This is a genomic window from Acidovorax sp. Root70, assembly GCF_001428225.1.
Taxonomy (GTDB): domain Bacteria; phylum Pseudomonadota; class Gammaproteobacteria; order Burkholderiales; family Burkholderiaceae_C; genus Acidovorax.
The window spans coordinates 99,790-121,538 of sequence record NZ_LMHQ01000007.1 but is presented as its reverse complement, the minus strand read 5'-3'; the positions used below and the strand labels follow the sequence as shown (position 1 = coordinate 121,538).

The window sequence follows — 21,749 nt, the reverse complement described above, 5'->3', positions numbered from 1 at the left end:
GCCTTTTTCTCCATGACCGACGCACCCGACACGCCCGACACCATCCAGGAACCCCGCTGCTGGAGCGACGGGCGCTGGACGGCGCAGGTCATTAAGAACGAGGACGACGATGGCTGGGCCGTGGCCATGACCTTGAAGGGCGAGGCTGAGCCCGCGCTGGTGGGCCCCTGGACCATGGGCCGCGACAAAAAGAACCCCAAGCCGCTCGATGTGTCGGCTTTCCACACGCTGGTCAAGACCGCCAGCGAGGTGGTGCGCCGCCATGAGCAGCAACTGCACGCGCAGCTGAACAAAAGCGTGCACATCACCAGCACCGACGGCCAGCGCCTGCGCGTGGCGCTGGCCATCGTGCCCGATGAAGAAGGCGCCACGGCCACGCTGAGCGCGCAGGACGAGCTGGGTGAAGAGGTTGCCCGTGCGTCTGCGCCGCCCACTTTCAAGCTCACGCCCGCCAGCGCGGCGACCTGGGCCGAAGGCGGGTTTCAGCGCGTGCGCTGAGCAGACATCGGCGTTCTGCACACCCCGGAGCCCCAGAAGCCGCCACTGCCAGTGCAGGCAATCGCCTGCGCGACGGCGTGCTGCTTGCCCGCCGCCTAAAATCCCGCGGTCGGCTCCGAATGTCCTTCAGGGCCGACAGCGTTCTCAGGGCGGGGCGGAATTCCCCACCGGCGGTATTTGTTGGCTGGAAAGCCCGCAACAGCCCGCGAGCGCCTGCGGTGCCGTTTTTCGGAACAGGCCTGCAGGGTCAGCAGATCTGGTGCGATGCCAGAGCCGACGGTCACAGTCCGGATGAAAGAGATCGCGATACCCACAGCACCCGCCATGGGTGGCTGGGCCTTTGGCGTTTGCTTGCGTGCTTTTTGCCCGCTGGTCAGCGCCGTGAGGCCTGCGCCGCCCTGTGCAGGCGCCGTGCTCGCGCGCGCCCTGATTCTGGTACGACCTGTTTTGAGGAACCCATGAATCAGTCTTCTGCTACTTCTTCCGTCTCTCCCCTGGCCCCTGTCGCCGCCCACCGTGGCGCCCGCGTGGCCATCATCAGTGCCAGCTGGCACCAGGACATCGTGCACCAGGCGCGCGACGCGGCCCTGGCCGAGTTCGACCGCCATGGCCTGCCGCCCGCGCAGGTGGCGCTGTTCGACGTGCCCGGCGCGTTCGAGATTCCGCTCCTGGCCCGCAAGCTCGCGCGCAGCGGGCGCTACGACGCCATCGTGGCCTGCGCGCTGGTGGTCAACGGCGGCATCTACCGCCACGAGTTCGTCACCACCGCCGTCATCGACGGCCTGATGCGCGTGCAGCTCGACACCGAGGTGCCTGTGATGTCGGCCGTGCTCACGCCGCGCGACTTCCACGACCACGAGGACCATGTGCGCTTCTTCCGCGAGCATTTCGTGAAGAAGGGCACCGAGGTGGCCCAGGCCTGCTTGCAGACCATGGCCTACCTGCGCAAGCTGGCCTCGCCCACGCTGGCGACTGTGCAGCAGGCAACCCCTGCGCTGGCCGAAGCGTGAGAAAGCGCTAGTTGCTACTATTTATGTAGCTACTTGCGCATGATGCACTAGCGCTTCAGGCCGATTTGGCTTGAAATGGCCGCGCCACGTCAGCTTGCGGCCAACCGGGGCTGGCGGTGGCCCGCAGCGGGCGTGCGGGAGGCGGTGGGTGGGCTCGTCTGCGCATCCGCCAGCCGGAACACCGCCACTGCCTGCACCAGTTGTTGCGCCTGCACCTTCAGGCTGTCGGCAGCCGCTGCGCTTTGCTCGACCAGGGCTGCGTTCTGCTGCGTGGCCTGGTCCATTTCGGTGATGGCGTCCCCCACCTGCGCTACGCCTGCGCTTTGCTCGCTGCTGGCGGCGCTGATCTCGCCCACGATGTCGGTCACGCGGCGGATGGCGCTCACCACCTCATTCATTGTGGTGCCGGCCTTGTCCACCAGCGTGGTGCCCAGCTCCACACGCTCCACGCTGGCGTGGATCAGGGTCTTGATCTCCTTGGCGGCGTCGGCACTGCGCTGGGCGAGGCTGCGCACCTCGCTGGCCACCACGGCAAAGCCCCGGCCTTGCTCACCCGCGCGCGCCGCCTCCACCGCAGCGTTCAGCGCGAGGATGTTGGTCTGGAACGCGATGCCATCAATGACCGAGATGATGTCGGCGATCTTCTTGCTGCTGTCGTTGATGCCCTTCATGGTGGTCACCACCTCGGCCACCACGTCGCCGCCTTGCACGGCCACGGTGCTGGCGCTCACGGCCAGCTGGTTGGCGGTGCGGGCGTTTTCGGCATTGGCCTGCACGGTGGAGCTGAGTTCTTCCATCGATGCCGATGTTTGCTCCAGCGCGCTGGCCTGCTGCTCGGTGCGGGCGCTCAGGTCGTTGTTGCCCAGCGCAATTTCGGTGCTGGCGGCAGCCACGCTGTCGGCGTTATTGCGCACGTTGCTCACCACCTGCGACAGGCTGTTCTGCATGTCGTGCAAGGCATTGAGCAGCAGGGCGATTTCGTCCTTGCCCTGCACGTGCCGCGCCACCGTCAGGTCGCCGCTGGCCACGGCCTGCGACACGCGCACCGCGTTGTCCAGCGGGTTCACCACCGTGCGGCTGAAGGCAATGGCGCCAGCAATGCCCAGCGCGCACACCACCAGCATCACCACCAGGCTGATGGTGGTGGCGCGCTGTGCGGTGGAGGCGGCACGCTCGGCCACGGTGCTGCTGGCCTTGGCGATCAGCTCGCCCGCCTGGTCCAGCAACTGCGAGGGTTCGCGGTCCATGCCCGCCACGGCCTTGTCGCCCGCCTGCGGGTCGTGGTCGGCCGCCTTGAAGGCTTCTAACCCCTTGCGGTAGGCAGTGCCCATGCGTTCGTGGGCCTGGGCAAACTGCTGCACGCGTTCGCGGCCTTCGCCAGCCGGCAGGGCGGCCACCAGCTTTTGCGCCTCGTCCTTGATGGCCTGTTCCTGCTTTTCAAACGCGGCCCAGTAGCGCGTGAGCTGGGCAGGGTCCTTGCCGCGCAGCAGCACGTTTTTCCACTCCTGCACCTGCACCTTGAAGTTGTTGAGCATGCCCGCTGCCATGCGCTCGTGCTCGAAGCTCTGGGCCACGGTGGTCTGGTAGGTGTCGAGCGCCTGGTTCAGGCGGCTGATGCCAAACAGTGCCGCTGCAAACAAGAGCAGCAGCGACACGGTAAAGGCCAGGGGGAGCTTGAGGCTGAGCTTCATGAGGAACTCCTTGAGGGTCCAGAAACATCGCAGTGGGGCCGGTGGCCCTCCATCCCGGTTCAGCGGCGCGCAGGGGGCAGGGCCGCAGGCAGGGTGTCTTCGGGATTATGGAGACGGATGTAAATATTTGTACATGCCTTTTTTGCCGTGGGGCAGGCGTGCGCGGAATAGGACAAGTGACTTATCGAATGCAGCCAGCCCAAACAAAACGGCCTTGCCGGTGAGGGCAAGGCCGTGCAGTGGTCAGGGCATCGCGCAGACCGATGCGGTGAGGGATTGACTACACAACCCCGCTGGCCCGCAGCGCTGCAATGCGCGCCGCATCCAGCCCCATCTCGGCGAGCACCTCGTCGGTGTGCTGGCCCAGGGCCGGTGGCGCATTGCGCAGCACGGGTGGGGTGGCCGACAGGCGCAGCGGGCTGGCCACACCGGTGATCTGCTGCACGTTGTCGGTGGCGGCCTCGCCGTCCTTCCAGCGCGGCAGCGTCACGGCCAGGCCACGGGCCTGGACCTGCGCGTCGTCAAACGCCTGGGCAATGGTGTTGATGGGGCCGCAGGGCACGGCCTTGTCTTCCAGCAGCGTGATCCAGTCGGCCGTAGTGCGCGTGCGGGTCACGGCCTCCATGGCGGGGATTAGAGCGGTGCGGTTTTGTACGCGCAGCGTGTTGGTGGCAAAGTGAGGGTCCGTAGCCCATTGCGGCTGGTTGGCCGCTGCACAAAAGCGCTGGAACTGCCCGTCGTTGCCAATGGCCAGCAGCATGTTGCCATCGGCGGTGGGGAAATCTTGGTAGGGCGCCAGGCTGGGGTGGCTGTTGCCCATGCGGCCGGGGGCCTTGCCCGTGGCCAGAAAGCCCGAAGCCTGGTTGGCCAGCATGGCCATGCCCACGTCGAGCAGGGCCATGTCGATGTGCTGGCCCTGGCCGGTGCCATTGGTGGCGTTGTCGCGCACATGCAGCGCGGCCAGGATGGCGTTGCTGGCGTACAGGCCGGTGAACAGGTCGATGACGGCCACGCCCACGCGCATGGGGCCACCGCCGGGCTGGTTGTCGGCCTGGCCGGTGATGCTCATCAGACCCGTCATGGCCTGCACCATCAGGTCGTAGCCCGCGCGCTCGGCGTAGGGGCCGTCCTGCCCGAAGCCGGTGACGGAGCAATAGATGAGGCGCGGGTTGAGTGCGCGCAGGCTCTCATGGTCCAGGCCGTATTGCTGGAGGCCGCCGACCTTGAAGTTCTCCACCACGATGTCCGCCTCCAGCGCCATCTGCTTAATGAGCGCCTGGCCGTCGGGCGAGGCCATGTCGATGGTGACCGAGCGCTTGTTGCGGTTGCACGCGGTGTAGTAGCTGGCCTGGTTGGTGTCGTTGCCCTCGGCGTCCTTCAAGAAGGGTGGGCCCCACTGGCGCGTGTCGTCGCCCACGCCGGGGCGCTCTACCTTGACCACGTCCGCGCCCAGGTCGGCCAGGATCTGCGTGCACCACGGCCCGGCCAGCACGCGGGAGAGGTCGAGCACCTTGATGCCTGCGAGGGCGCCTGGGGCGGTAGAAGAGGTGGTCATGGTGTGTTTACTATGAAATTAATAGCTGTCAGCGCATGATGGACTAGCGCTACAAGGCAAAAACACCGCAAAGGCGGTGTTTTTGCTGTTTCTCGGGGCGCAGGCCGATCAGTTGGCGAACGCGGCGATGCCCGTCTGGGCGCGGCCCAGAATCAGCGCGTGCACATCGTGCGTGCCTTCGTAGGTGTTCACCACTTCCAGGTTCACCAGGTGGCGGGCCACGCCGAACTCGTCGCTGATGCCGTTGCCGCCCATCATGTCGCGCGCCAGGCGGGCAATGTCCAGGGCCTTGCCGCAGCTGTTGCGCTTGATGATGGAGGTGCCCTCCACGCTGGCCGTGCCTGCGTCCTTCATGCGGCCGAACTGCAGGCAGGCCTGCAGGCCAATCGCGATCTCGGTCTGCATGTCGGCCAGCTTCTTCTGGATGAGCTGGTTGGCAGCCAGGGGGCGGCCAAACTGCTTGCGGTCCAGCGTGTACTGGCGGGCGGTGTGCCAGCAGAACTCGGCCGCGCCCAGGGCGCCCCAGGCGATGCCGTAGCGGGCGCTGTTCAGGCAGGTGAAGGGGCCCTTGAGACCCTGCACTTCAGGGAAGGCATTTTCTTCGGGCACGAACACATCGTCCATCACGATCTCGCCGGTAATCGACGCGCGCAGGCCCACCTTGCCGTGGATGGCAGGGGCTGTCAGGCCTTTCATGCCCTTTTCCAGCACAAAGCCGCGGATAGGGCCCACGGCGCCGCCTTCGGACACTTCCTTGGCCCAGACCACGAACACGTCGGCCACGGGGCTGTTGGTGATCCACATCTTGCTGCCCTTGAGCTTGTAGCCGCCGTCTACCTTGTAGGCGCGCGTTGCCATGCTGCCGGGGTCGGAGCCGTGGTCGGGTTCGGTCAGGCCAAAGCAGCCAATCCACTCGCCGCTGGCGAGCTTGGGCAGGTACTTCTGGCGCTGGGCTTCGCTGCCGAATTCATAAATGGGCACCATCACCAGCGACGACTGCACGCTGGCCATCGAGCGGTAGCCCGAGTCCACGCGCTCCACCTCGCGGGCGATCAGGCCGTAGGCCACATACGACAGGCCGGGGCCGCCGTACTGCTCGGGGATGGTGGGGCCCAGCAGGCCCACTTCGCCCATCTCGCGGAAGATGCTCACGTCCATCTTTTCGTGGCGAAAGGCGTCCAGCACGCGCGGGGCCAGCTTGTCCTGGCAATACGCAGCGGCCGCGTCGCGGATGGCGCGCTCGTCGTCCGTCAGTTGCTGGCTCAGAAGGAACGGGTCATCCCATTGAAAAGCGGCGTGGGCCATGTGTGTCTCCAGGTCGGAAAGGGGGTGAGGAAAAAACGAATCTGGAACGCATCGTAGGCTTTGGGATGCTGGCCCGCAAGCGAGTTCTTTTCATCCAGACATGCGTTTATGGAATGTATGGAATACTTGTTGCAGCCAGCGTCAATGGATGGTGGCTTCTTCACAAGTTCCTCTTCATCATGCGCCGCAACATTCCATCGACCCAGGCCCTGGCCTGTTTTGAAGTCGCCGCCCGCCACGAGAGCTACACCCGCGCCGCGCAGGAGCTGTCACTCACCCAGAGCGCCGTGTCGCGCCAGATCCAGGCGCTGGAAGAGTTTTTGGGCGTCGCGCTGTTTCGCCGCACGCGCCACGGCGTGGTGCTGACGCCTGCGGGCGCGCACTACGGCCGCCAGGTGGCGCGCTGGCTGCAGGGTCTGGAGCGCGATACGCTGGACGTGATGGCCCATCAGGGCGAGGGCGGCACCCTCACGCTGGCGGCGGTGCCCACCTTTGCCACGCGCTGGCTCATCCCCCGCCTGCCGCAACTGGCGCAGGCGCACCCCGACATCGTGGTGCACATCGACACGCAGACACGCCCCTTTTTGTTTGCCGACACCACCTTCGATGCCGCCTTGTATGCCGGCACGCCCGAGCAGGTGAGCAACTGGCCCGGCGTGCAGGCGCAACTGCTGATGCACGAAGACGTGTTGCCCGTGTGCAGCCCGCGCCTGCTCGAATCTGCCGCGCCCCGGGGCCGGGGCCGCGCCCACCAGCCCGTGGCCGCCGAGGCGCTGGCCGAGCTGCCGCTGCTGCAGCAAAGCACGCGCCCGTATGGCTGGCGCCAGTGGTTCGATGCCATGGGCGTGGATGCGCCGCACGCGCTGGATGGCCCGCGCTACGAGCTGTTCTCCATGCTGGCCGTGGCCGCCACGCATGGCATGGGCGTGGCGCTGATCCCGCCGCTGCTCATCGAGGCCGAACTTGCCAGTGGCGAGCTGGTGGTGGCCTGCAACCGACCGCTGCGCGGCGAGCGGGCGTACTACCTCATCAGCCCCGCGCAGGCCCAGCCCCCGGTGCTGGCCACCTTTTCGCGTTGGCTGCAGCAGATGGCGGAGGCGGCGGGCGCCCCGGTGGCGGGTTGATGCGCTTGCGTCCACCCGGGCGGTGAACTAATCTGGTTGCGCGGAAGTCTGTCTTTCATTCACCAACCTTGTTGGAGAGCGACCACCATGACCACTTACCACGCTCCGCATTTCGACCCCACCGTGGACGAGATCGAGACCCTCAAGCAACTGGAGATGGGCGAAGTCATCACGCTGCCCCATGCGCTCAAAGACCATGTCTCCGGGCGGCTGCTTGAATGGGGGTTCATCACCAAGGGGATGGGTGGCGAACTGGCCATCACCGCCAGCGGCCGCCAGTTGATCCGGCGACAGGACAACTGATTTCCCGCTCACCCGGCCTCTGGCGCGCAGCCTTCACGGGGCTGGGCTGGGCTGGGCTGGGCTGGGCTGGGCTGGGTCTGGCAGGGGCACAGCTGGGCGAAATCCTGGTCTGCGGGCCGGGGTATCCGCGCGCTGCGGCTGGCGTAGCGGGCATTGGGCCTATCCTGCGCTGTCCCGTTATTCTGGAGCTGCCGTGCCCGCTGTGTCCCGCCTGCGCACCACCTTGTGCATTGCCACCCTGGCCCTGGCCGGTGCGTTGCTGGCGGGCTGCAGCACGGTGCGGCTGGCGTACAACCAGGTACCCCATCTGGCGTACTGGCAGCTGAACCGTTACCTTGACTTGTCGGACGCGCAGACAGAGCGAGTGCGTGGCGACCTGGGCGAGCTGCACCGCTGGCACCGCGACACCATGTTGCCCCAGCATGCCGAGCTGCTGCAAAGGGTGCAGCAGCAGTTGCCCGCCAGCATCACCGCCGAGCAGGCCTGCCGCATTTACGAGGAAGCCCGCGCCCAGCTGGACAAGGTGCTTGCCCAGGCCGAGCCCAAGGTGGTGTGGCTGGCCTCCCAGCTGACCGAGGCGCAGATCCGCAACCTGGAGCGCAAGCAGGCCGACAGCAATACCGACTGGAAATCCGAATGGCTGGACCCGCCGCCCGACAAGCTGCGCGAGCGCCGCTTCAAGGACCTCTCATCGCGGCTCGAAACCTTTTATGGCCCGCTGGACGAGCCGCAGAAGGCCGTGCTGCGCGCCTTCGTCGCCCAGTCGGCGTTCGACCCGCAGCGCACCTATGCCGAGCGTGTGCGCCGGCAAAAGGACCTGGTGCAGGTGCTGCGCAGCATCCAGGCCGACCGTGGCAACACCGCCCAGGCCCGCACGCTGATGTTGGGCTTTCTGGACCGCGTGGTGACGTCGCCAGATGGTGCCTACCAGCGCTACGCGCAAGCGCTGGTGACCGAGGGCTGCGAGGGGTTTGCGCGCCTGCACAACGCCATGACGCCAGCCCACCGGCTGCGCGCTGCGCAATCCCTCAAGGGCTATGAGCAGGACTTCTTGTTGCTGGCTGCGCGCTGAGTTGCCGTGCCATCGGCCATGCGCAAGCGTTGCTGCGGCAGGGGCGTGAAGGTCAGCAGAACATCATCGCCAGCAGCGCCGCATCCTCGGCCATGTTCTGCAGGGCATAACCCGCCAGCCGGTAGGCCAGCACCGTGGCGTGCGCGATCAGGTCTTGGGCGGTCATGGAGGGTGGTGCGGTACGGCGCAAGGGCGTGCAGGGCCCCAGTGCAGGTGTCAGATCGTCCAACCCAGCAAAAAGGCCGATAGCTCGTGGAAGCTACCGGCCTTGTTGACTGTGGTGCCCGGGGCCGGAATCGAACCGGCACGCCTTGCGGCGGGGGATTTTGAGTCCCCTGCGTCTACCAATTTCACCACCCGGGCGGAATATGTGAAGCCCTGAATTATGGCACAGTAGGGCGTATGAAATATCCGACGATTGAAGACGCGGTAGGCAACACGCCGCTGGTGGCGCTGCAGCGCATTGGGGCCCAAGACAACGCGGCGCGTGGCAATGTGGTGCTGGGCAAGCTGGAAGGCAACAACCCCGCAGGCTCCGTCAAGGACCGGCCTGCACTGTCGATGATCCGCCGCGCTGAAGAGCGGGGCGACATCCGCCCCGGCGACACGCTGATCGAGGCCACCTCGGGCAATACCGGCATTGCGCTGGCCATGGCGGCCGCCATCAAGGGCTACCGCATGGTGCTGGTGATGCCGGAAGACCTGTCCATCGAGCGCGCGCAGACCATGAAGGCCTTTGGCGCCGAGTTGGTACTCACCCCCAAGAGCGGCGGCATGGAGCATGCGCGTGACTTGGCAGAGGCCATGCAAAAGCGCGGCGAAGGCACGGTACTGGACCAGTTTGGCAACCCCGACAACCCGCGCATCCACTACGAAACCACGGGCCCCGAGATCTGGGAGCAGACGGGCGGGCGGATCACGCACTTTGTGAGCGCCATGGGCACCACGGGCACCATCACCGGCGTGTCTCGGTTCCTCAAGGAGAAAAATCCCGCCATTCGGATCATCGGCGCGCAGCCTGAAGAAGGCTCGCGCATCCCGGGCATCCGCAAGTGGCCGCAGGAGTATCTGCCCAAGATCTACGACGCCAGCACGGTGGACGAGCTGGTGTCGGTGAGCCAGGACAATGCCGAAGACATGTGCCGCCGCCTGGCGCGCGAGGAGGGCATTTTTGCGGGCATCTCGGCCGCCGGCGCATGCTGGGTGGCGCAGCAGATCGCCGCGCGCGACAGCAATGCCACCATCGTCTTCATCGTATGCGACCGGGGCGACCGGTATTTGTCGACCGGGGTGTTTCCTGCATGACCGGTGGTGCGGGGTGCAGGATGGGCTCCTCGGGCGTCGCCAGGTGCCTTTGCACAGGTTTTTGAATCAAAATGGCTGCTAGCGCTATTTGAATATGCCTCAGTAGCTACATAAAAGATAGCATATGCACTACGAAGTCCGTTTTTGCCCCCACTGCGCGACCGAGCTGCAGCCCATCACACTGGCCGAAGATGGCGGCGACAAGGAGCGCCTGCGCTGCCCCGCCTGTGGCTGGACACACTGGAACAACCCCACGCCCGTGCTGGCCGCCATCGTGGAGATCGACGGCAAGGTGCTGCTGGCGCGCAATGCGGCCTGGCCGGGCAAGATGTTTGCACTGATCACCGGCTTCATGGAGGCAGGCGAGTCGCCCCAGGAAGGCATTGCGCGCGAGGTCAAGGAGGAGACCAACCTCGATGTGCAGTCCACCACCCTGGTGGGGGCCTACGAGTTCTTGCGCATGAACCAGATCATCATTGCCTACCATGTGGTGGCCACGGGGCAGGTGCAACTATCGCCCGAGCTGGTGGACTACCGGCTGTACGATCTGCCTGACCTCAAATGCTGGCCCGCGGGCACGGGCTACGCGCTGGCCGACTGGCTGCGCACACGGGGCCACGAGCCCGTGTTTTTCACGGCCGAAGAAAATGCAGAGCGCCGCCGGGGTCTGGACGAACAAGCCCCGGCTGCGACGCCGCCTAAGGATTGATGACCATGGACATTCACAAAGAAATCGACACCCGGGGCCTGAACTGCCCCTTGCCCATCCTCAAGGCCAAGAAGGCGCTGTCGGACATGGCCAGCGGCCAGCTGCTCAAGGTGGTGGCCACCGACAACGGATCGCTGCGCGATTTTCAGGCGTTTGCCAAGCAGACCGGCAACGAGTTGGTGGAGCAGCGGACAGTGGGCGAAGAGTACATCCACGTTCTGCGTCGCCGTTGAAAGTAAAAAAGCTGCCAGTGCCTGTCAAACAAGCGCTGGCAGCTATTGATTTTGTAGTTTGGCAGGGGCTTGGGCGGGCTGTGGATTACAGCGCCAGGCCCTTCAGGTAGTCCCGGAACTGCGCCCCTACCTGCGGGTGTTGCAAAGCCAGTTCCACCGTCGCTTCCAGGAAACCCTCCTTGCTGCCGCAGTCGTAGCGCTTGCCTTCGTACTGAAACGCATACACCGCCTCGCTGTGCATCAGGCGGGCGATGCCGTCGGTGAGCTGGATCTCGCCGCCCACGCCGCGTGGCTGGTTGCGGATCTCGTCAAACACGCCGGGCGTGAGGATATAGCGGCCTGCCACGCCCATGCGCGAGGGGGCATCGGCCGCCTTGGGCTTCTCCACAATGCGCTGGATGCGAATCAGCGGGCCTCCGGCGGGCTCGCCGGCCACGATGCCGTATCTGTGCACCTGGTCCTCGGGCACCTCTTGCACCGCGATCACCGAGCGGCCCTGCTGGCGGAAGGCGGAGGCCATCTGTGCCAGCACGGGCTCGCCGCCCTGGGGGCCCACCATCAGGTCGTCGGCCAGCAGTACGGCGAAAGGCTCCTTGCCCACCAGCGGCTCGGCGCACAACACGGCGTGGCCCAGGCCCAGCGAGCGGGGCTGCCGCACAAAGGCGCAGTCCATGTCGTCAGGCTGGATGGAGCGCACCAGCTCCAGCAGTTCCTTCTTGCCGGCCGCTTCCAGCTCGGCTTCCAGTTCGTAGGCGGTGTCGAAGTGGTCTTCAATCGCGCGCTTGCTGCGGCCGGTCACAAAAATCATGTGGCGGATGCCGGCCGCGTAGGCCTCTTCGACCGCGTACTGGATCAGTGGCTTGTCCACCACGGGCAGCATCTCTTTGGGGCTGGCTTTGGTGGCGGGCAGAAAGCGTGTGCCCAGTCCGGCAACGGGGAAAACGGCTTTGCGAACGGTGGTGGCAACGGTCATGGGGCTCCTCTGTACGGATGGGTGCCGGTGCGCCCAGGCCGCACCGCAGCCCGCAACCCACACCGGCAGAACATGAAAACGAGGCAGGCGGCCCGTGCGAAACGGGCTGCCATGGCGCAGTATGGCCCTGGTTTTAGCCCAGCCGTGTCAGCTGATCGCGCAATCTGCCCAGCGTGGTGCCGAAGTCGGCAATGCGCTTTTTCTCCTGCTCGATCACCGCCGCAGGGGCCTTGGCCACGAAGGCTTCGTTGGACAACTTGTTGTTGGCCTTGGTGATCTCGCCGTCGATGCGGGCGATTTCCTTGGACAGGCGGGCCTTCTCGGCCGCCACGTCGATCTCCATGTACAGGCACATGCGGGCGTCGCCCACCACGGCCACAGGCGCGGCCTGTGCGGCGGCAGCCCAGGCGGCCTCGTCGTCAAACACCTTGACCTCGCTGAGCTTGGCCAGCGCCTGCAGCACCGGGCCTACGCCGCGCATGAACTCGGTGTCGCCCACCACGTACAGGGGCAGGCGGGTGGAGGGGGACACGTTCATCTCGCCGCGCAGGGCGCGGCACGCGTCCACCAGGCCCTTCACGCGGCCCATGCGGGCGATGGCGGCCTCGTCGATCTTGGCCGGTTGGGCTTCGGGATAGCGCGCGATGCTGACCGACTCGCCGGGGATGCCGGCGACGGGCGCCACCACCTGCCACAGGGCTTCGGTGATGAACGGGATGATGGGGTGGGCCAGGCGCAGGATGGCTTCGAGCGTGCGAATCAGCGTGCGACGCGTGGCACGCTGCTGCGCTTCGGTGCCGTTCTGGATCTGCACCTTGGCGATTTCCAGGTACCAGTCGCAGTACTCGTTCCAGACAAAGTCATAGATCGTGTTGGCCACGTTGTCGAGGCGGTACTCCTCAAAGCCCTTGGCGACTTCAGCCTCGGTCTTTTGCAGCAGCGAGCTGATCCAGCGATCCGCCTGGCTGAACTCCATGTAGCCATGCATCGCGCCGCCGGGCTGGCACTCTTCCTTGGTGTGTTCCTTCAGGCCGCAGTCCTGGCCTTCGCAGTTCATCAGCACAAAGCGGCTGGCGTTCCAGAGCTTGTTGCAGAAGTTGCGGTAGCCCTCGCAGCGCTTGCTGTCGAAGTTGATGCTGCGGCCCAGCGATGCCAGCGCGGCAAACGTGAAGCGCAGTGCATCGGCGCCATAGGCCGGGATGCCTTCGGGGAATTCCTTTTGCGTGTTCTTGCGCACGGTGGGTGCGGTCTCGGGCTTGCGCAGGCCGGTGGTGCGCTTGTCGAGCAGCGGCTCCAGCGCAATGCCGTCGATCAGGTCCACGGGGTCGAGCACATTGCCCTCGGACTTGGACATCTTCTTGCCCTGCGCATCGCGCACCAGGCCGTGGATGTACACATGCTTGAACGGCACGCGGCCGGTGAAGTGCGTGGTCATCATGATCATCCGGGCGACCCAGAAGAAGATGATGTCGTAGCCCGTGACCAGCACGGTGCTGGGGAGGTACAGGTTGAAGTCGTCGGTGGGTGCGTCGCCTTGTTCAGGCCAGCCCATGGTGCTGAAGGGCACGAGCGCGGACGAGTACCAGGTGTCGAGCACGTCCTCGTCGCGGCGCAGCTGCTTGCCCGGGGCCTTGGCCTGCGCTTCGGCTTCGGTGCGGGCCACGATCACGTTGCCGTCTTCGTCGTACCAGGCCGGGATCTGGTGGCCCCACCACAGCTGGCGGCTGATGCACCAATCCTGGATGTTGTTCATCCACTGGTTGTAGGTGTTCACCCAGTTCTCGGGCACAAAGGTCACCTCGCCGCTGGCCACGGCGTCGATGGCCTTTTGCGCAATGCTCTTGCCGGTGGGGTCCTGGTCGCTGACCTTGCTCATGGCCACGAACCACTGGTCGGTCAGCATGGGCTCGATGACTTGGCCGGTGCGGGTGCAGATCGGCACCATGAGCTTGTGCTTCTTCACCTCGACCAGCGCGCCGATGGCTTCGAGATCAGCCACCACGGCCTTGCGGGCCACGAAGCGGTCCATGCCCTGGTACTTGGCGGGCGCGTTCTCGTTGATGGTGGCTTGCAGCGTCAGCACCACGATCATCGGCAGCTTGTGGCGCTGGCCCACGGCGTAGTCGTTCTGATCGTGCGCAGGCGTGACCTTGACCACGCCCGTGCCGAATTCCTTGTCCACGTACTCGTCGGCGATCACCGGGATCTGGCGGTCGCACAGCGGCAGGTTGACCATCTTGCCGATGAGGTGCGTGTAGCGCGCGTCCTCGGGGTGCACCATCAGCGCCACGTCGCCCAGCATGGTCTCAGGCCGGGTCGTGGCCACCGTCAGGCTGCCCGAGCCATCGGCCAGCGGGTAGGCGATGTGCCACAGCGAGCCGTCTTTTTCTTCGCTCTCGACTTCCAGGTCAGACACGGCGGACTGCAGCTTCGGGTCCCAGTTCACCAGGCGCTTGCCGCGGTAGATCAGGCCCTGCTCGTACAGCTTCACGAAGGTATCGGTGACGACTGCGCTCAGCTTGTCGTCCATGGTGAAGTATTCGCGGCCCCAGTCCACGCTATCGCCCATGCGGCGCATCTGGGTGGTGATGGTGTTGCCGGACTTTTCCTTCCACTCCCACACCTTGCTCACGAAGTTTTTGCGCGCCTCGGGCGGGGTGGGGCCCATGTCGTAGCGGCTGATGCCTTGCTCTTGCAGCTGGCGCTCCACCACGATCTGTGTGGCGATGCCTGCGTGGTCGGTGCCCGGGACCCACACGGTGTTGAAGCCACGCATGCGGTGGTAGCGCGTGAGGCTGTCCATGATCGTCTGGTTAAACGCATGGCCCATGTGCAGCGTGCCCGTTACGTTGGGCGGCGGCAGCTGGATGGAAAAGGCGGGCTCGCCCGCCTGGGGCTGACCCGTGCCACGGTGGCCTGCGGTGCCATAGCCGCGCTTTTCCCATTCGGGGCCCCAGTGGGCTTCCAGTGCAGCAGGTTCAAACGACTTGGACAGGCTTTCGAGGCCGGGTTGTGGTTGGGGCGTGCTCATGGGGTGTCGCAGTGGAGGCAGTGGGGCGGAGCAGCCGCAGGGAGCGCTCCGACGAACAAGAGGGTGAACCGCACATTTTAAGGGACCGCCACCCCGGCGCTGGCCCTGCAGGGCCTTCGCCCGTTCGGGGGCGGCGCACCGTCTGTCGGCCGATTCTTTCCAATGGTTACCTTGTGACTGGGTGCGCGGGTGAATGCGTCCTGATAATTCCGCCCCACAGAGCGAGGAGGGCGCGGCAACGCGGACCAGGCTCTGAGAGCGGCTAACAAAACTCCCCTGGCGTCGTTGTCTCGCCTTGTCGTAGTACTTGTACTGCCTGCGGCGAAACGCCTAGCCAGGGCCGCTTCGCTGAGTTTTGTTAGCCGCTCTAAGGATCACGATTTAGAACAAGGACTGGTGCGGTGGCCTGCGGGGGTGTTCAGCCCTCCGGCGCCACGGAGCCAGGCCGTCACAACCATCCGAACCTATGACGTTTCAATCTGCCTGGCGCCTGGGCCTGGTCAAGGTCTTTGCCTATGCGCTGCTTGCGCTGTTTCTGGTGCCTGCGGTGACCTACGTGTTCACCCGCCATGCCCAGACCGACCAGGACGCCCGTTTTGTGGCCGGCATCAGCCAGCGCATCGATGCCGAAAAGGGCCTGCCCGCCGACGAGAAGCAGGCGCGCAAGGACTATTACCGCAGCAACCCGCCGTCCACCATTTGCAGCAATGCAGACCCCGACGCCCGCGAATACCGCGAGGCGCTCTGCGACACCTTCTCCGATGTCTGGCAGTTTCACATCGCGCGCAAGCTGTCGCTGTGGACGCTGGTGGCCAGCGCGGCGCTGCTATTGGCGGTGCTTGGGCTGGGGGCGCTGGCGTTTGCCGACCGCAAGCTGCAGTACGCGAGCTTTGTGGCGGGCTGGCGGCTGACGTCCTGGGCCAGCGCCACGGCGCTGGTGGTGCAAGGGACGATGGCGGTGTGGCTGTCGTTCTGGGTCACCGCGTTTTTCTTCCACAAGTACTCGCCCAAGCTGGTGCTGTTTGTAGGCTTTGCCGTGGGGGCCGGGGTGCTGGTGGCGGTGGCGGGCATCTTCAAGCGGGTGCAGTCCAGCAACCAGGTGGTGGGCGAGCTGGTGGCCGAGGCCGATGCGCCGCTGCTGTGGCAGCGCATTCGCCACCTGGCGCAGCGCCTGAAGACCGAGCCACCCCGGCACATCGTGGCTGGCATCGATGCCAACTTCTTTGTGACCGAGGCCCCGATCACCGTGGGCCAGCAAACCCTTACGGGCCGCACGCTGTTTGTGAGCCTGCCGCTGCTGCGCATCCTGGACCAGACCGAGGCCGACGCCGTGCTGGGCCATGAACTGGCCCACCTGCGCGGGGGCGACACGCGGCGCAGCGCGCAGCTGGGGCCCAAGCTGGTGCAGTTTGACCACTACCGCCATGCCATCCGCACCGGCGGGCTGTCGGCCATGGCGTCGCCGCTGCTGGACCTGTACCGCACCATCTTCGAGATCGCCCTGGCCAGCGACAGCCGCGAGCGCGAGTTCAAGGCCGACCGCTTGGCGGCCAAGCTGGTGAGCCCGGCGGCAATCGCACAGTCGCTGGTCAAGATTGCCGCCTACGCTCAGTACCGCTACCGCATCGAGGACGAACTGTTCGGCCGCAACGAGCGGCACGACAACAGCACGCTGGGCATTGCCAGCTTCGTGGCCCAGGGCCTGGCGCCGTACGCGGCGTCGCCCGACTTTGTGGATGCGATGAAGACGGCCAATGTGCCGCACCCCTTCGACTCACACCCCGCCATGCCCGAGCGCCTGCGCAACGTGGGCATGGCCCTGAAAGAGCGCGACTACGGCGCGATTGCCGTGCGTGCGCCTGCCACCACCTGGGTGCAGGAGATATTGACCGCCGACGCGATTGAGCAGCGGCTGTGGAGCGCCTACGAACAGCAGTTTGCGCAAGACCACGAACGCAGCCTGGCCTATCGCTACGAGCCCGCCAACGACCAGGAGCGGGCCCTGGTGCTGCAGTACTTTCCGCCTGTGGTGTTTGCCCTCAAGGGCGATGCGACGGTGGAGGTGAGCATTGAAGGCATCCGCACTTCGGCGGATGAGACCACGGTGTTCTGGGATGCCGTCAAGGGTCTGGAATTCAAGGAAAGCAGCTTTGGCAACGCGCTCATCGTGACCCACCCCGAGAAGAACGCCCTGGGCCTGGGCGCCAAGACCAGCAAGATCAAGCTGCCCGGCCTCAAGAAGGACAAGGACCAGTTCAACGCTGTGGTCAGCCACTACTGGCAGCGCCACCAGATCATGCGGGCGCAGCAACAGGCAGCGGGATAATTGCTATATTTTGTATAGCTGCAGAGGTAATAGGATGTAGCGCTTCAGCGCTGTAGGGCCAAAAAATTCCATGCAAGGCGGTCGGATGGCCGTGTGACGGGGCCGCGCGCCCCATCCAGCGCAGCCAACCCCGTGGACCGTGGGGTGCTGCACCGCCAGAGGCTTGGCAAGCACCCCAGGCCCCCACAACCCCTGGCCAGTTGGGCGTCTGGGTCAGATCGGCTTACTTGCGCACAAACTCCGGCCGGTCGTTCTGCTGGGGTTTGAGCGGCGCTGCCACCTTGCCTTCGGCGCGTTCCTTGCGCCATTGCTCCTTGCGCGCCGTCCACTCACGCAGACGGGTGTGGGCCACGGTGCTGTCTTTTTCCATTTGCTCGTCGTTGGCCAGCTGGGCCGACAGCTCCAGGCGGATGCCGTTGGGGTCGAAGAAATAGATGCTCTTGAAGATGTGGTGGTCCGTCACGCCCAGCACTTCCACGCCGTGCGCTTCCAGGCGGCGCTTGGTGTTCTCCAGCTCCTGCACGGTGTTCACGCGGAACGCGATGTGGTTGACCCACAGGGGGGTGTTGGGCGAGGGCTCGGCCTTCACGTCGTCGCCCAGGTCGAAAAAGGCGATGAAAGAGCCGTCCTGCAGGCGAAAGAAGAAGTGGGTGTAGGGGCAGTACTCGCCGGTGCTGGGCACGTAGTCGCTCTGGATGATGTGGTACAGCGGCAGGCCCAGGACGTCTTCATAGAACTGGCGCGTTTCCTCGGCATCGCGGGCCTTGTAGGCGTAGTGGTGCAACTGCTGGATGGCGGCGGGTGCGGGCAGGCTGGCCAGGTCGGTCGGGTTCAGAACGGCGTTCATGCAGAGTCTCCTCAAATCGGTGATTGCAATTCTACTATTCGTAATTGATTTACGTTAAGTTAATTTTAATTGCCCGGTAAAGTGACGGAAACACGCAGGGCCAAAGAAAAAGCCACCCGGCGCATGGCGCACGGGTGGCTGGTCGCAAAGAGCGGGTGGCAGGGCGGCGCAAGGCGGCGCCGCTGCCCCGTGGCCTGCTTTACTGCTTCACGGCTTCGATCTGCACCACCAGGCGCACGTTCTTGGGGAAGCCCCATTCCACGCCATAGTTCATGCCCCATTGGGTGCGGTCGATGGTGGCTTCAAAGTCGCCGCCGCACACTTCGCGCTTGAGCATGGGGCTTTCGTAGCAGTTGAACTGGTTGGCCTTCAGGGTCAGGGGGCCGGTCTTGCCCAGCAGCGTGAGCTGGCCTTCCACGCTGGCCACCTTGTCGCCGTTGAACACGAACTTGCTGGACACGAACTTCATCGTGGGGTGCTTGGATGCGTCGAACAGGTCGGCGCTTTGCAGGTGCTTGTCAAACGCGGGGGTGCCCGTGTTCACCGAGGTCACGTCGAACGTGATCTCGGCCTTGCCCGACTTGCCGGCCTTGTCGAGCTGAACGGTACCTTCCTTCTTGTCGAAGCGGCCACGGTTCACGGCTGCCCCAAAGTGGCTGATCTCGAACGCAGCAAAGGTGTGCGTCGGATCGATGGCGTAGTTGGCCGATTGGGCCTGGGCGGCGCCAGCGAACAGGGTGGCGGCGGCAGCCAGGGCGAAGAGGGACTTGCGCATGGGAACTCCTGAAGGATCAAAAAGGAAAGGACAAGGGAAAAGGGGGGCGCGGCACCGGGAGTCACGCCCGCGTGCCGCGAAAGCTGGTCGAGGGCTCCGGGTGGGATGCGGTCCAGCGGGGCTCAGAGCTTGCCGACGCCGGTCAGCGCGAGCTTGAACTTGACCTGCACGTCGTCGGCCACCATCGAGGTGTCAGCCCACTCGTTTTCGCCGATCTTGAAGGCCAGCCGCTTGATGGGCAGTGCACCCGTGGCCGTGGTGGTGGGGCCGGCCTGGGTGAGCGTCACGGGCACCACGACGTTCTGGCTGTTGCCCTTGATGGTGAGCGCGCCCGCCACTTCAAACTTGCCGCCGCCCAGCGCCTTGATGCTGGACGACACGAACTGGGCCTGCGGGAACTTGGGCACGTTGAACCATGCGGGCTTGGGCAGCTCGGCATCCGTCTCGCGCGAGCCCAGCGTGGCACTGCCGGTGTCCACCGTGAAAGCGATCTTGCTGGTGGCCAGCTTGGCCGGGTCAAACGCCACCTGGGCGCTGAACTTCTTGAAGTGGCCTTCCAGCGGCACGCCCATCTGGCGGGCGGTGAACTGCACCTCGCTCTGGGCGGGCACCAACTGCTGCTGGGCCAGTGCGGCCTGCGCGCCCATCGCAAGGGCGGCGCCCAGCACGATGTGGGAGAAGGTAGAAGACACGTTCATGCAGAAACTCCGTTCAAACTCAGAAGGTAAAGGCTGTAGCAGCGGTTCGGATGAACGCGTCGCAGGCGACAAGGACGCGTTTTATTTCCAGGGCAGCATGCGCGAGAGCAGGCCGTCGCGGTCTATCCACTGGTGCTTGAGTGCTGCTGCGATGTGCAGCACCGCCAGCGCTGCCAGCGCAAATGCCGTGTACTGGTGCCAGGGCTTGATGGCTTCGGCCAGGTCCTTGCTGACGGGCACGAAGTCGGGCAGTTGCCACAGGCCCAGGAACACGATGGGGAACCCCGCCGCCGAGCTGTAGGCCCAGCCAATCAGTGGCACGGCAAAGAACAACCCATACAGCAGATGGTGGGTGCCGTGGTGCGCCAGCTTTTGCCAGGCAGGCATGGACTTCTCGACCGCGCCCGGCAGCGCCGGGGGGCGGTGTGTAGCGCGCCACAACAGGCGCAGCGCCGAGAGCACCAGGATCGTCACGCCGGCCCATTTGTGCCAGTTGTAGAGCTTCAGGCGTTGGGGCGAAAAGGGCAAGTCGGCCATGTACACGCCGACGCCAAACAGAGCGATCAGCGCCAGGCCCAGCACCCAGTGCAACAGCATGGCGGTGCGCGTGTAGCGGCGTGGGGCGGCGAGGGTCGTGGTGGCAGTGGCTGTCATCAGCGAATCTGGAGGTCAGTGCAAAAAAGGAAGGTGATCAAAGGCTGCAACGGCCGCCGGACTCGGCGGCACAACGGCGGGGTCATGGGGCAGTGTAGAAAGCGCTGCCCACGGTCTGCTTCAGGCAGATTGATGCCTCAATTCAAATTTATTGAATCGATAGGTCTTGAGCGCTCAAAGTTCCCCAATGCTGTGCAATTTCTGCCGCGCCGGTGGGTCCGGGCACTGGCAAGGCACGGCTGGGTGCATCGATGCCCCCCCGTGGCAAAAAGGGATATGACTGCATGACATGCCGTGATCGCCATGCAGCATGGGCGGTGCCGTGGGCACCGGCGCCACCGCGCCCTCGCCCAGCCCGGGTTAGCGGGCCTGTGCGGCCTGTTTCCAGGCACTGGCGGCGGCGCTGTCGTCGCCCCGCTGCTCGGCCAGTTCAGCCAGATGGCGCCAGGCGCTGGCGCGCAGCTGGGGATCGGTCAGCTGCTGGGCGGCCTGGGTCAGCAACTGCTGGGCCTTGCCCCACAGCTGGCGTTTGAGGCAGGCCATGCCGGCCAGGTACTGCAGGCGGGCGTCGCGCGGATTGGCTTGCTGGGCCGACTCGATGCGGGCCAGCCAGGGGCCGTCGAGCGCGTCCAGCCCCGCCTCCAGCGCACGCACCAGCTTGAGGGCGTGTTGCTCGGCCAGGGCGTCGGGCAGGTCCACCATGCGTTCCCACACGGGCAGCAGCCACGCACGCACCTGGGTGGCATCGCCGCCCAGCCTGGCCAGCCGCTCGGCGGCGTGGATGGCCAGCTCGGGCATGTTGCGCTCGCTGGCTTCCAGCAACAGCCAGGTCTGCTGCAACTGGGCGGTGTCGTGGGCGCTGTTGATGAGTTCGGTGGCCAGGCCGCGCACGATGCTCTGCGCCGCATTGGGCGAGAACGCGCGGTGCTTGCCCAGCAGGCGCGCGGTGTCCAGCGCCTCTTGCGTCTGGCGGGCCAGCCGGGTGGCCTTGAGCTTGATGCGCAGCGCCAACGTACGGCGCGCCGCGCCCTGGGGCAGCGCCGCCAACCGGTCGAGGGCGGCGCTGGCGTCACGGTCGTCCAGCGACCAGCGGGCAGCGCGCATCTGGGCGCCTTCGTGCATTTCCTGCTCGTTGATGGAGCCGCGCATGGGGGCTTCCTGCAGCGCGTCCTGCAGGTGGCTTTCGCGCGTGGCGCGGTCCTGCAGGGCGTGCGAGGCCTCCGCGGCAATCATGTGGGCCAGGGCCCGCAGCTGCTTGCCGTGGGGCACTGCTTCGCCGCTGGCCTCCAGGGCGTGTTCTTGTGACAGGGCTGCCACGGCGGACTTGCGCGAGCGGATGAACCGGCCGCCCAGCATATGGGTCAACGCATCGAGCAGCGCGCCGTGCATGGCACGCTCTTTTTGCTGCACACGCCAGCGGCGGGCCTGGTGCGGCAGCTCCAGCAAAGCGGCCAGCGCGCGCAGCGCCGCATAAACGGTGACAAAGCCACCCACCAGCAGCAGCACCACCATGTTGAGCGACAGGTCGATGCGGTACGGCGGCCAGTACAGGGTGACGGTGCCCTGATTGTTGCCCGCAAACAGTGCGGCAGCCACAGCCACACCAAACAGCGCCAAAAGCCAAAGTGCAGCACGCATAT

19 protein-coding genes, 1 tRNA gene and 1 riboswitch are annotated in these 21,749 nt (G+C 65.6%); of the genes, 9 read left to right on the top strand and 11 right to left on the bottom strand.

Annotated features, from left to right (window positions below; all coding sequences use genetic code 11):
• Positions 1 to 12 precede the first annotated feature (12 nt).
• Together ASD94_RS05285 and ASD94_RS05280 are read left to right on the top strand one after the other, a co-directional pair.
• Positions 13 to 498, top strand: coding sequence for a hypothetical protein (locus tag ASD94_RS05285; RefSeq protein WP_056639535.1), 486 nt, complete (start codon positions 13 to 15; stop codon positions 496 to 498).
• A 136-nt stretch (positions 499 to 634) separates the two neighbouring features.
• Positions 635 to 805, top strand: a riboswitch (FMN riboswitch).
• Between the two features lie 151 nt (positions 806 to 956).
• Positions 957 to 1,508, top strand: a complete 552-nt coding sequence (locus ASD94_RS05280; RefSeq protein WP_043565627.1) for a 6,7-dimethyl-8-ribityllumazine synthase — start codon at positions 957 to 959, stop codon at positions 1,506 to 1,508.
• 89 nt (positions 1,509 to 1,597) lie between these two features.
• On the opposite strand, the gene ASD94_RS05275 is transcribed toward ASD94_RS05280, so the two are convergent.
• From ASD94_RS05275 to ASD94_RS05265, 3 genes are all read right to left on the bottom strand, one after another.
• Positions 1,598 to 3,199: a methyl-accepting chemotaxis protein gene (locus ASD94_RS05275; protein WP_056639533.1), complete on the bottom strand. Its 1,602-nt coding sequence runs from the start codon at positions 3,197 to 3,199 to the stop codon at positions 1,598 to 1,600.
• A 280-nt stretch (positions 3,200 to 3,479) separates the two neighbouring features.
• Positions 3,480 to 4,754, bottom strand: a complete 1,275-nt coding sequence (locus ASD94_RS05270; protein WP_056639532.1) for a CaiB/BaiF CoA-transferase family protein — start codon at positions 4,752 to 4,754, stop codon at positions 3,480 to 3,482.
• A 108-nt stretch (positions 4,755 to 4,862) separates the two neighbouring features.
• Complete coding sequence (locus ASD94_RS05265) at positions 4,863 to 6,059, bottom strand: acyl-CoA dehydrogenase (protein ID WP_015015345.1); 1,197 nt, start codon at positions 6,057 to 6,059, stop codon at positions 4,863 to 4,865.
• Between the two features lie 179 nt (positions 6,060 to 6,238).
• Between ASD94_RS05265 and ASD94_RS05260 the strand changes: the two genes are divergently transcribed.
• The 3 genes from ASD94_RS05260 to ASD94_RS05250 all read left to right on the top strand — a co-directional run bounded on the left by ASD94_RS05260 (position 6,239) and on the right by ASD94_RS05250 (position 8,558).
• Positions 6,239 to 7,183: a LysR family transcriptional regulator gene (locus ASD94_RS05260; protein WP_056639531.1), complete on the top strand. Its 945-nt coding sequence runs from the start codon at positions 6,239 to 6,241 to the stop codon at positions 7,181 to 7,183.
• Positions 7,184 to 7,270: 87 nt separating this feature from the next.
• Entirely contained in the window at positions 7,271 to 7,486 is a 216-nt protein-coding gene (locus ASD94_RS05255; RefSeq protein ID WP_056639527.1) for a hypothetical protein, read from the top strand.
• Positions 7,487 to 7,679: 193 nt separating this feature from the next.
• On the top strand, positions 7,680 to 8,558 hold the full coding sequence (locus ASD94_RS05250) for a DUF6279 family lipoprotein (protein ID WP_056639525.1): 879 nt from the start codon (positions 7,680 to 7,682) through the stop codon (positions 8,556 to 8,558).
• A 278-nt stretch (positions 8,559 to 8,836) separates the two neighbouring features.
• Here the strand turns inward: ASD94_RS05250 and ASD94_RS05245 are convergent.
• Positions 8,837 to 8,921: transfer RNA gene (locus tag ASD94_RS05245), tRNA-Leu, on the bottom strand.
• Between the two features lie 39 nt (positions 8,922 to 8,960).
• On the opposite strand from ASD94_RS05245, the gene cysM reads away from it, so the two are divergent.
• From cysM to ASD94_RS05230, 3 genes are all read left to right on the top strand, one after another.
• Complete coding sequence (cysM, locus tag ASD94_RS05240) at positions 8,961 to 9,863, top strand: cysteine synthase CysM (protein WP_056639524.1); 903 nt, start codon at positions 8,961 to 8,963, stop codon at positions 9,861 to 9,863.
• 124 nt (positions 9,864 to 9,987) lie between these two features.
• Complete coding sequence (locus tag ASD94_RS05235) at positions 9,988 to 10,572, top strand: NUDIX domain-containing protein (RefSeq protein WP_056639522.1); 585 nt, start codon at positions 9,988 to 9,990, stop codon at positions 10,570 to 10,572.
• Between the two features lie 5 nt (positions 10,573 to 10,577).
• Entirely contained in the window at positions 10,578 to 10,805 is a 228-nt protein-coding gene (locus ASD94_RS05230) for a sulfurtransferase TusA family protein (RefSeq protein WP_056639714.1), read from the top strand.
• 85 nt (positions 10,806 to 10,890) lie between these two features.
• Here the strand turns inward: ASD94_RS05230 and galU are convergent, their stop codons facing one another.
• Together galU and ASD94_RS05220 are read right to left on the bottom strand one after the other, a co-directional pair.
• The gene (gene galU / locus ASD94_RS05225; protein WP_056639520.1) at positions 10,891 to 11,778 is read right to left on the bottom strand and encodes a UTP--glucose-1-phosphate uridylyltransferase GalU; all 888 of its coding nucleotides are present in this window, start codon (positions 11,776 to 11,778) and stop codon (positions 10,891 to 10,893) included.
• A gap of 133 nt (positions 11,779 to 11,911) precedes the next feature.
• The gene (locus ASD94_RS05220; protein ID WP_056639519.1) at positions 11,912 to 14,809 is read right to left on the bottom strand and encodes a valine--tRNA ligase; all 2,898 of its coding nucleotides are present in this window, start codon (positions 14,807 to 14,809) and stop codon (positions 11,912 to 11,914) included.
• Positions 14,810 to 15,275: 466 nt separating this feature from the next.
• Here ASD94_RS05220 and ASD94_RS05215 point away from each other — a divergent pair, with 466 nt between their 5' ends.
• The gene (locus ASD94_RS05215) at positions 15,276 to 17,135 is read left to right on the top strand and encodes a M48 family metallopeptidase (RefSeq protein WP_056639518.1); all 1,860 of its coding nucleotides are present in this window, start codon (positions 15,276 to 15,278) and stop codon (positions 17,133 to 17,135) included.
• 223 nt (positions 17,136 to 17,358) lie between these two features.
• Here the strand turns inward: ASD94_RS05215 and ASD94_RS05210 are convergent, their stop codons facing one another.
• The 5 genes from ASD94_RS05210 to ASD94_RS05190 all read right to left on the bottom strand — a co-directional run bounded on the left by ASD94_RS05210 (position 17,359) and on the right by ASD94_RS05190 (position 21,747).
• Positions 17,359 to 17,982 (bottom strand): VOC family protein, encoded by a 624-nt coding sequence (locus ASD94_RS05210; RefSeq protein ID WP_056639516.1) that lies wholly within the window; start codon positions 17,980 to 17,982, stop codon positions 17,359 to 17,361.
• Between the two features lie 199 nt (positions 17,983 to 18,181).
• Complete coding sequence (locus ASD94_RS05205; protein WP_056639514.1) at positions 18,182 to 18,757, bottom strand: YceI family protein; 576 nt, start codon at positions 18,755 to 18,757, stop codon at positions 18,182 to 18,184.
• A gap of 122 nt (positions 18,758 to 18,879) precedes the next feature.
• Positions 18,880 to 19,455: a YceI family protein gene (locus tag ASD94_RS05200; protein WP_056639512.1), complete on the bottom strand. Its 576-nt coding sequence runs from the start codon at positions 19,453 to 19,455 to the stop codon at positions 18,880 to 18,882.
• 81 nt (positions 19,456 to 19,536) lie between these two features.
• Entirely contained in the window at positions 19,537 to 20,109 is a 573-nt protein-coding gene (locus ASD94_RS05195) for a cytochrome b (protein ID WP_056639508.1), read from the bottom strand.
• 360 nt (positions 20,110 to 20,469) lie between these two features.
• Complete coding sequence (locus tag ASD94_RS05190; RefSeq protein ID WP_056639506.1) at positions 20,470 to 21,747, bottom strand: heme biosynthesis protein HemY; 1,278 nt, start codon at positions 21,745 to 21,747, stop codon at positions 20,470 to 20,472.
• Positions 21,748 to 21,749: the final 2 nt, after the last annotated feature.

Coding starts and splice junctions, on each gene's coding strand:
- ASD94_RS05280 (WP_043565627.1), top strand. CDS start 957: ATGAATCAGTCTTCTGCTACTTCTTCCGTCTCTCCCCTGGCCCCTGTC.
- ASD94_RS05285 (WP_056639535.1), top strand. CDS start 13: ATGACCGACGCACCCGACACGCCCGACACCATCCAGGAACCCCGCTGC.
- ASD94_RS05200 (WP_056639512.1), bottom strand. CDS start 19,455: ATGAACGTGTCTTCTACCTTCTCCCACATCGTGCTGGGCGCCGCCCTT.
- ASD94_RS05190 (WP_056639506.1), bottom strand. CDS start 21,747: ATGCGTGCTGCACTTTGGCTTTTGGCGCTGTTTGGTGTGGCTGTGGCT.
- ASD94_RS05205 (WP_056639514.1), bottom strand. CDS start 18,757: ATGCGCAAGTCCCTCTTCGCCCTGGCTGCCGCCGCCACCCTGTTCGCT.
- ASD94_RS05210 (WP_056639516.1), bottom strand. CDS start 17,982: ATGAACGCCGTTCTGAACCCGACCGACCTGGCCAGCCTGCCCGCACCC.
- ASD94_RS05270 (WP_056639532.1), bottom strand. CDS start 4,754: ATGACCACCTCTTCTACCGCCCCAGGCGCCCTCGCAGGCATCAAGGTG.
- galU (WP_056639520.1), bottom strand. CDS start 11,778: ATGACCGTTGCCACCACCGTTCGCAAAGCCGTTTTCCCCGTTGCCGGA.
- ASD94_RS05275 (WP_056639533.1), bottom strand. CDS start 3,199: ATGAAGCTCAGCCTCAAGCTCCCCCTGGCCTTTACCGTGTCGCTGCTG.
- ASD94_RS05220 (WP_056639519.1), bottom strand. CDS start 14,809: ATGAGCACGCCCCAACCACAACCCGGCCTCGAAAGCCTGTCCAAGTCG.
- ASD94_RS05230 (WP_056639714.1), top strand. CDS start 10,578: ATGGACATTCACAAAGAAATCGACACCCGGGGCCTGAACTGCCCCTTG.
- cysM (WP_056639524.1), top strand. CDS start 8,961: ATGAAATATCCGACGATTGAAGACGCGGTAGGCAACACGCCGCTGGTG.
- ASD94_RS05215 (WP_056639518.1), top strand. CDS start 15,276: ATGACGTTTCAATCTGCCTGGCGCCTGGGCCTGGTCAAGGTCTTTGCC.
- ASD94_RS05195 (WP_056639508.1), bottom strand. CDS start 20,109: ATGACAGCCACTGCCACCACGACCCTCGCCGCCCCACGCCGCTACACG.
- ASD94_RS05265 (WP_015015345.1), bottom strand. CDS start 6,059: ATGGCCCACGCCGCTTTTCAATGGGATGACCCGTTCCTTCTGAGCCAG.
- ASD94_RS05260 (WP_056639531.1), top strand. CDS start 6,239: ATGCGCCGCAACATTCCATCGACCCAGGCCCTGGCCTGTTTTGAAGTC.
- ASD94_RS05235 (WP_056639522.1), top strand. CDS start 9,988: ATGCACTACGAAGTCCGTTTTTGCCCCCACTGCGCGACCGAGCTGCAG.
- ASD94_RS05255 (WP_056639527.1), top strand. CDS start 7,271: ATGACCACTTACCACGCTCCGCATTTCGACCCCACCGTGGACGAGATC.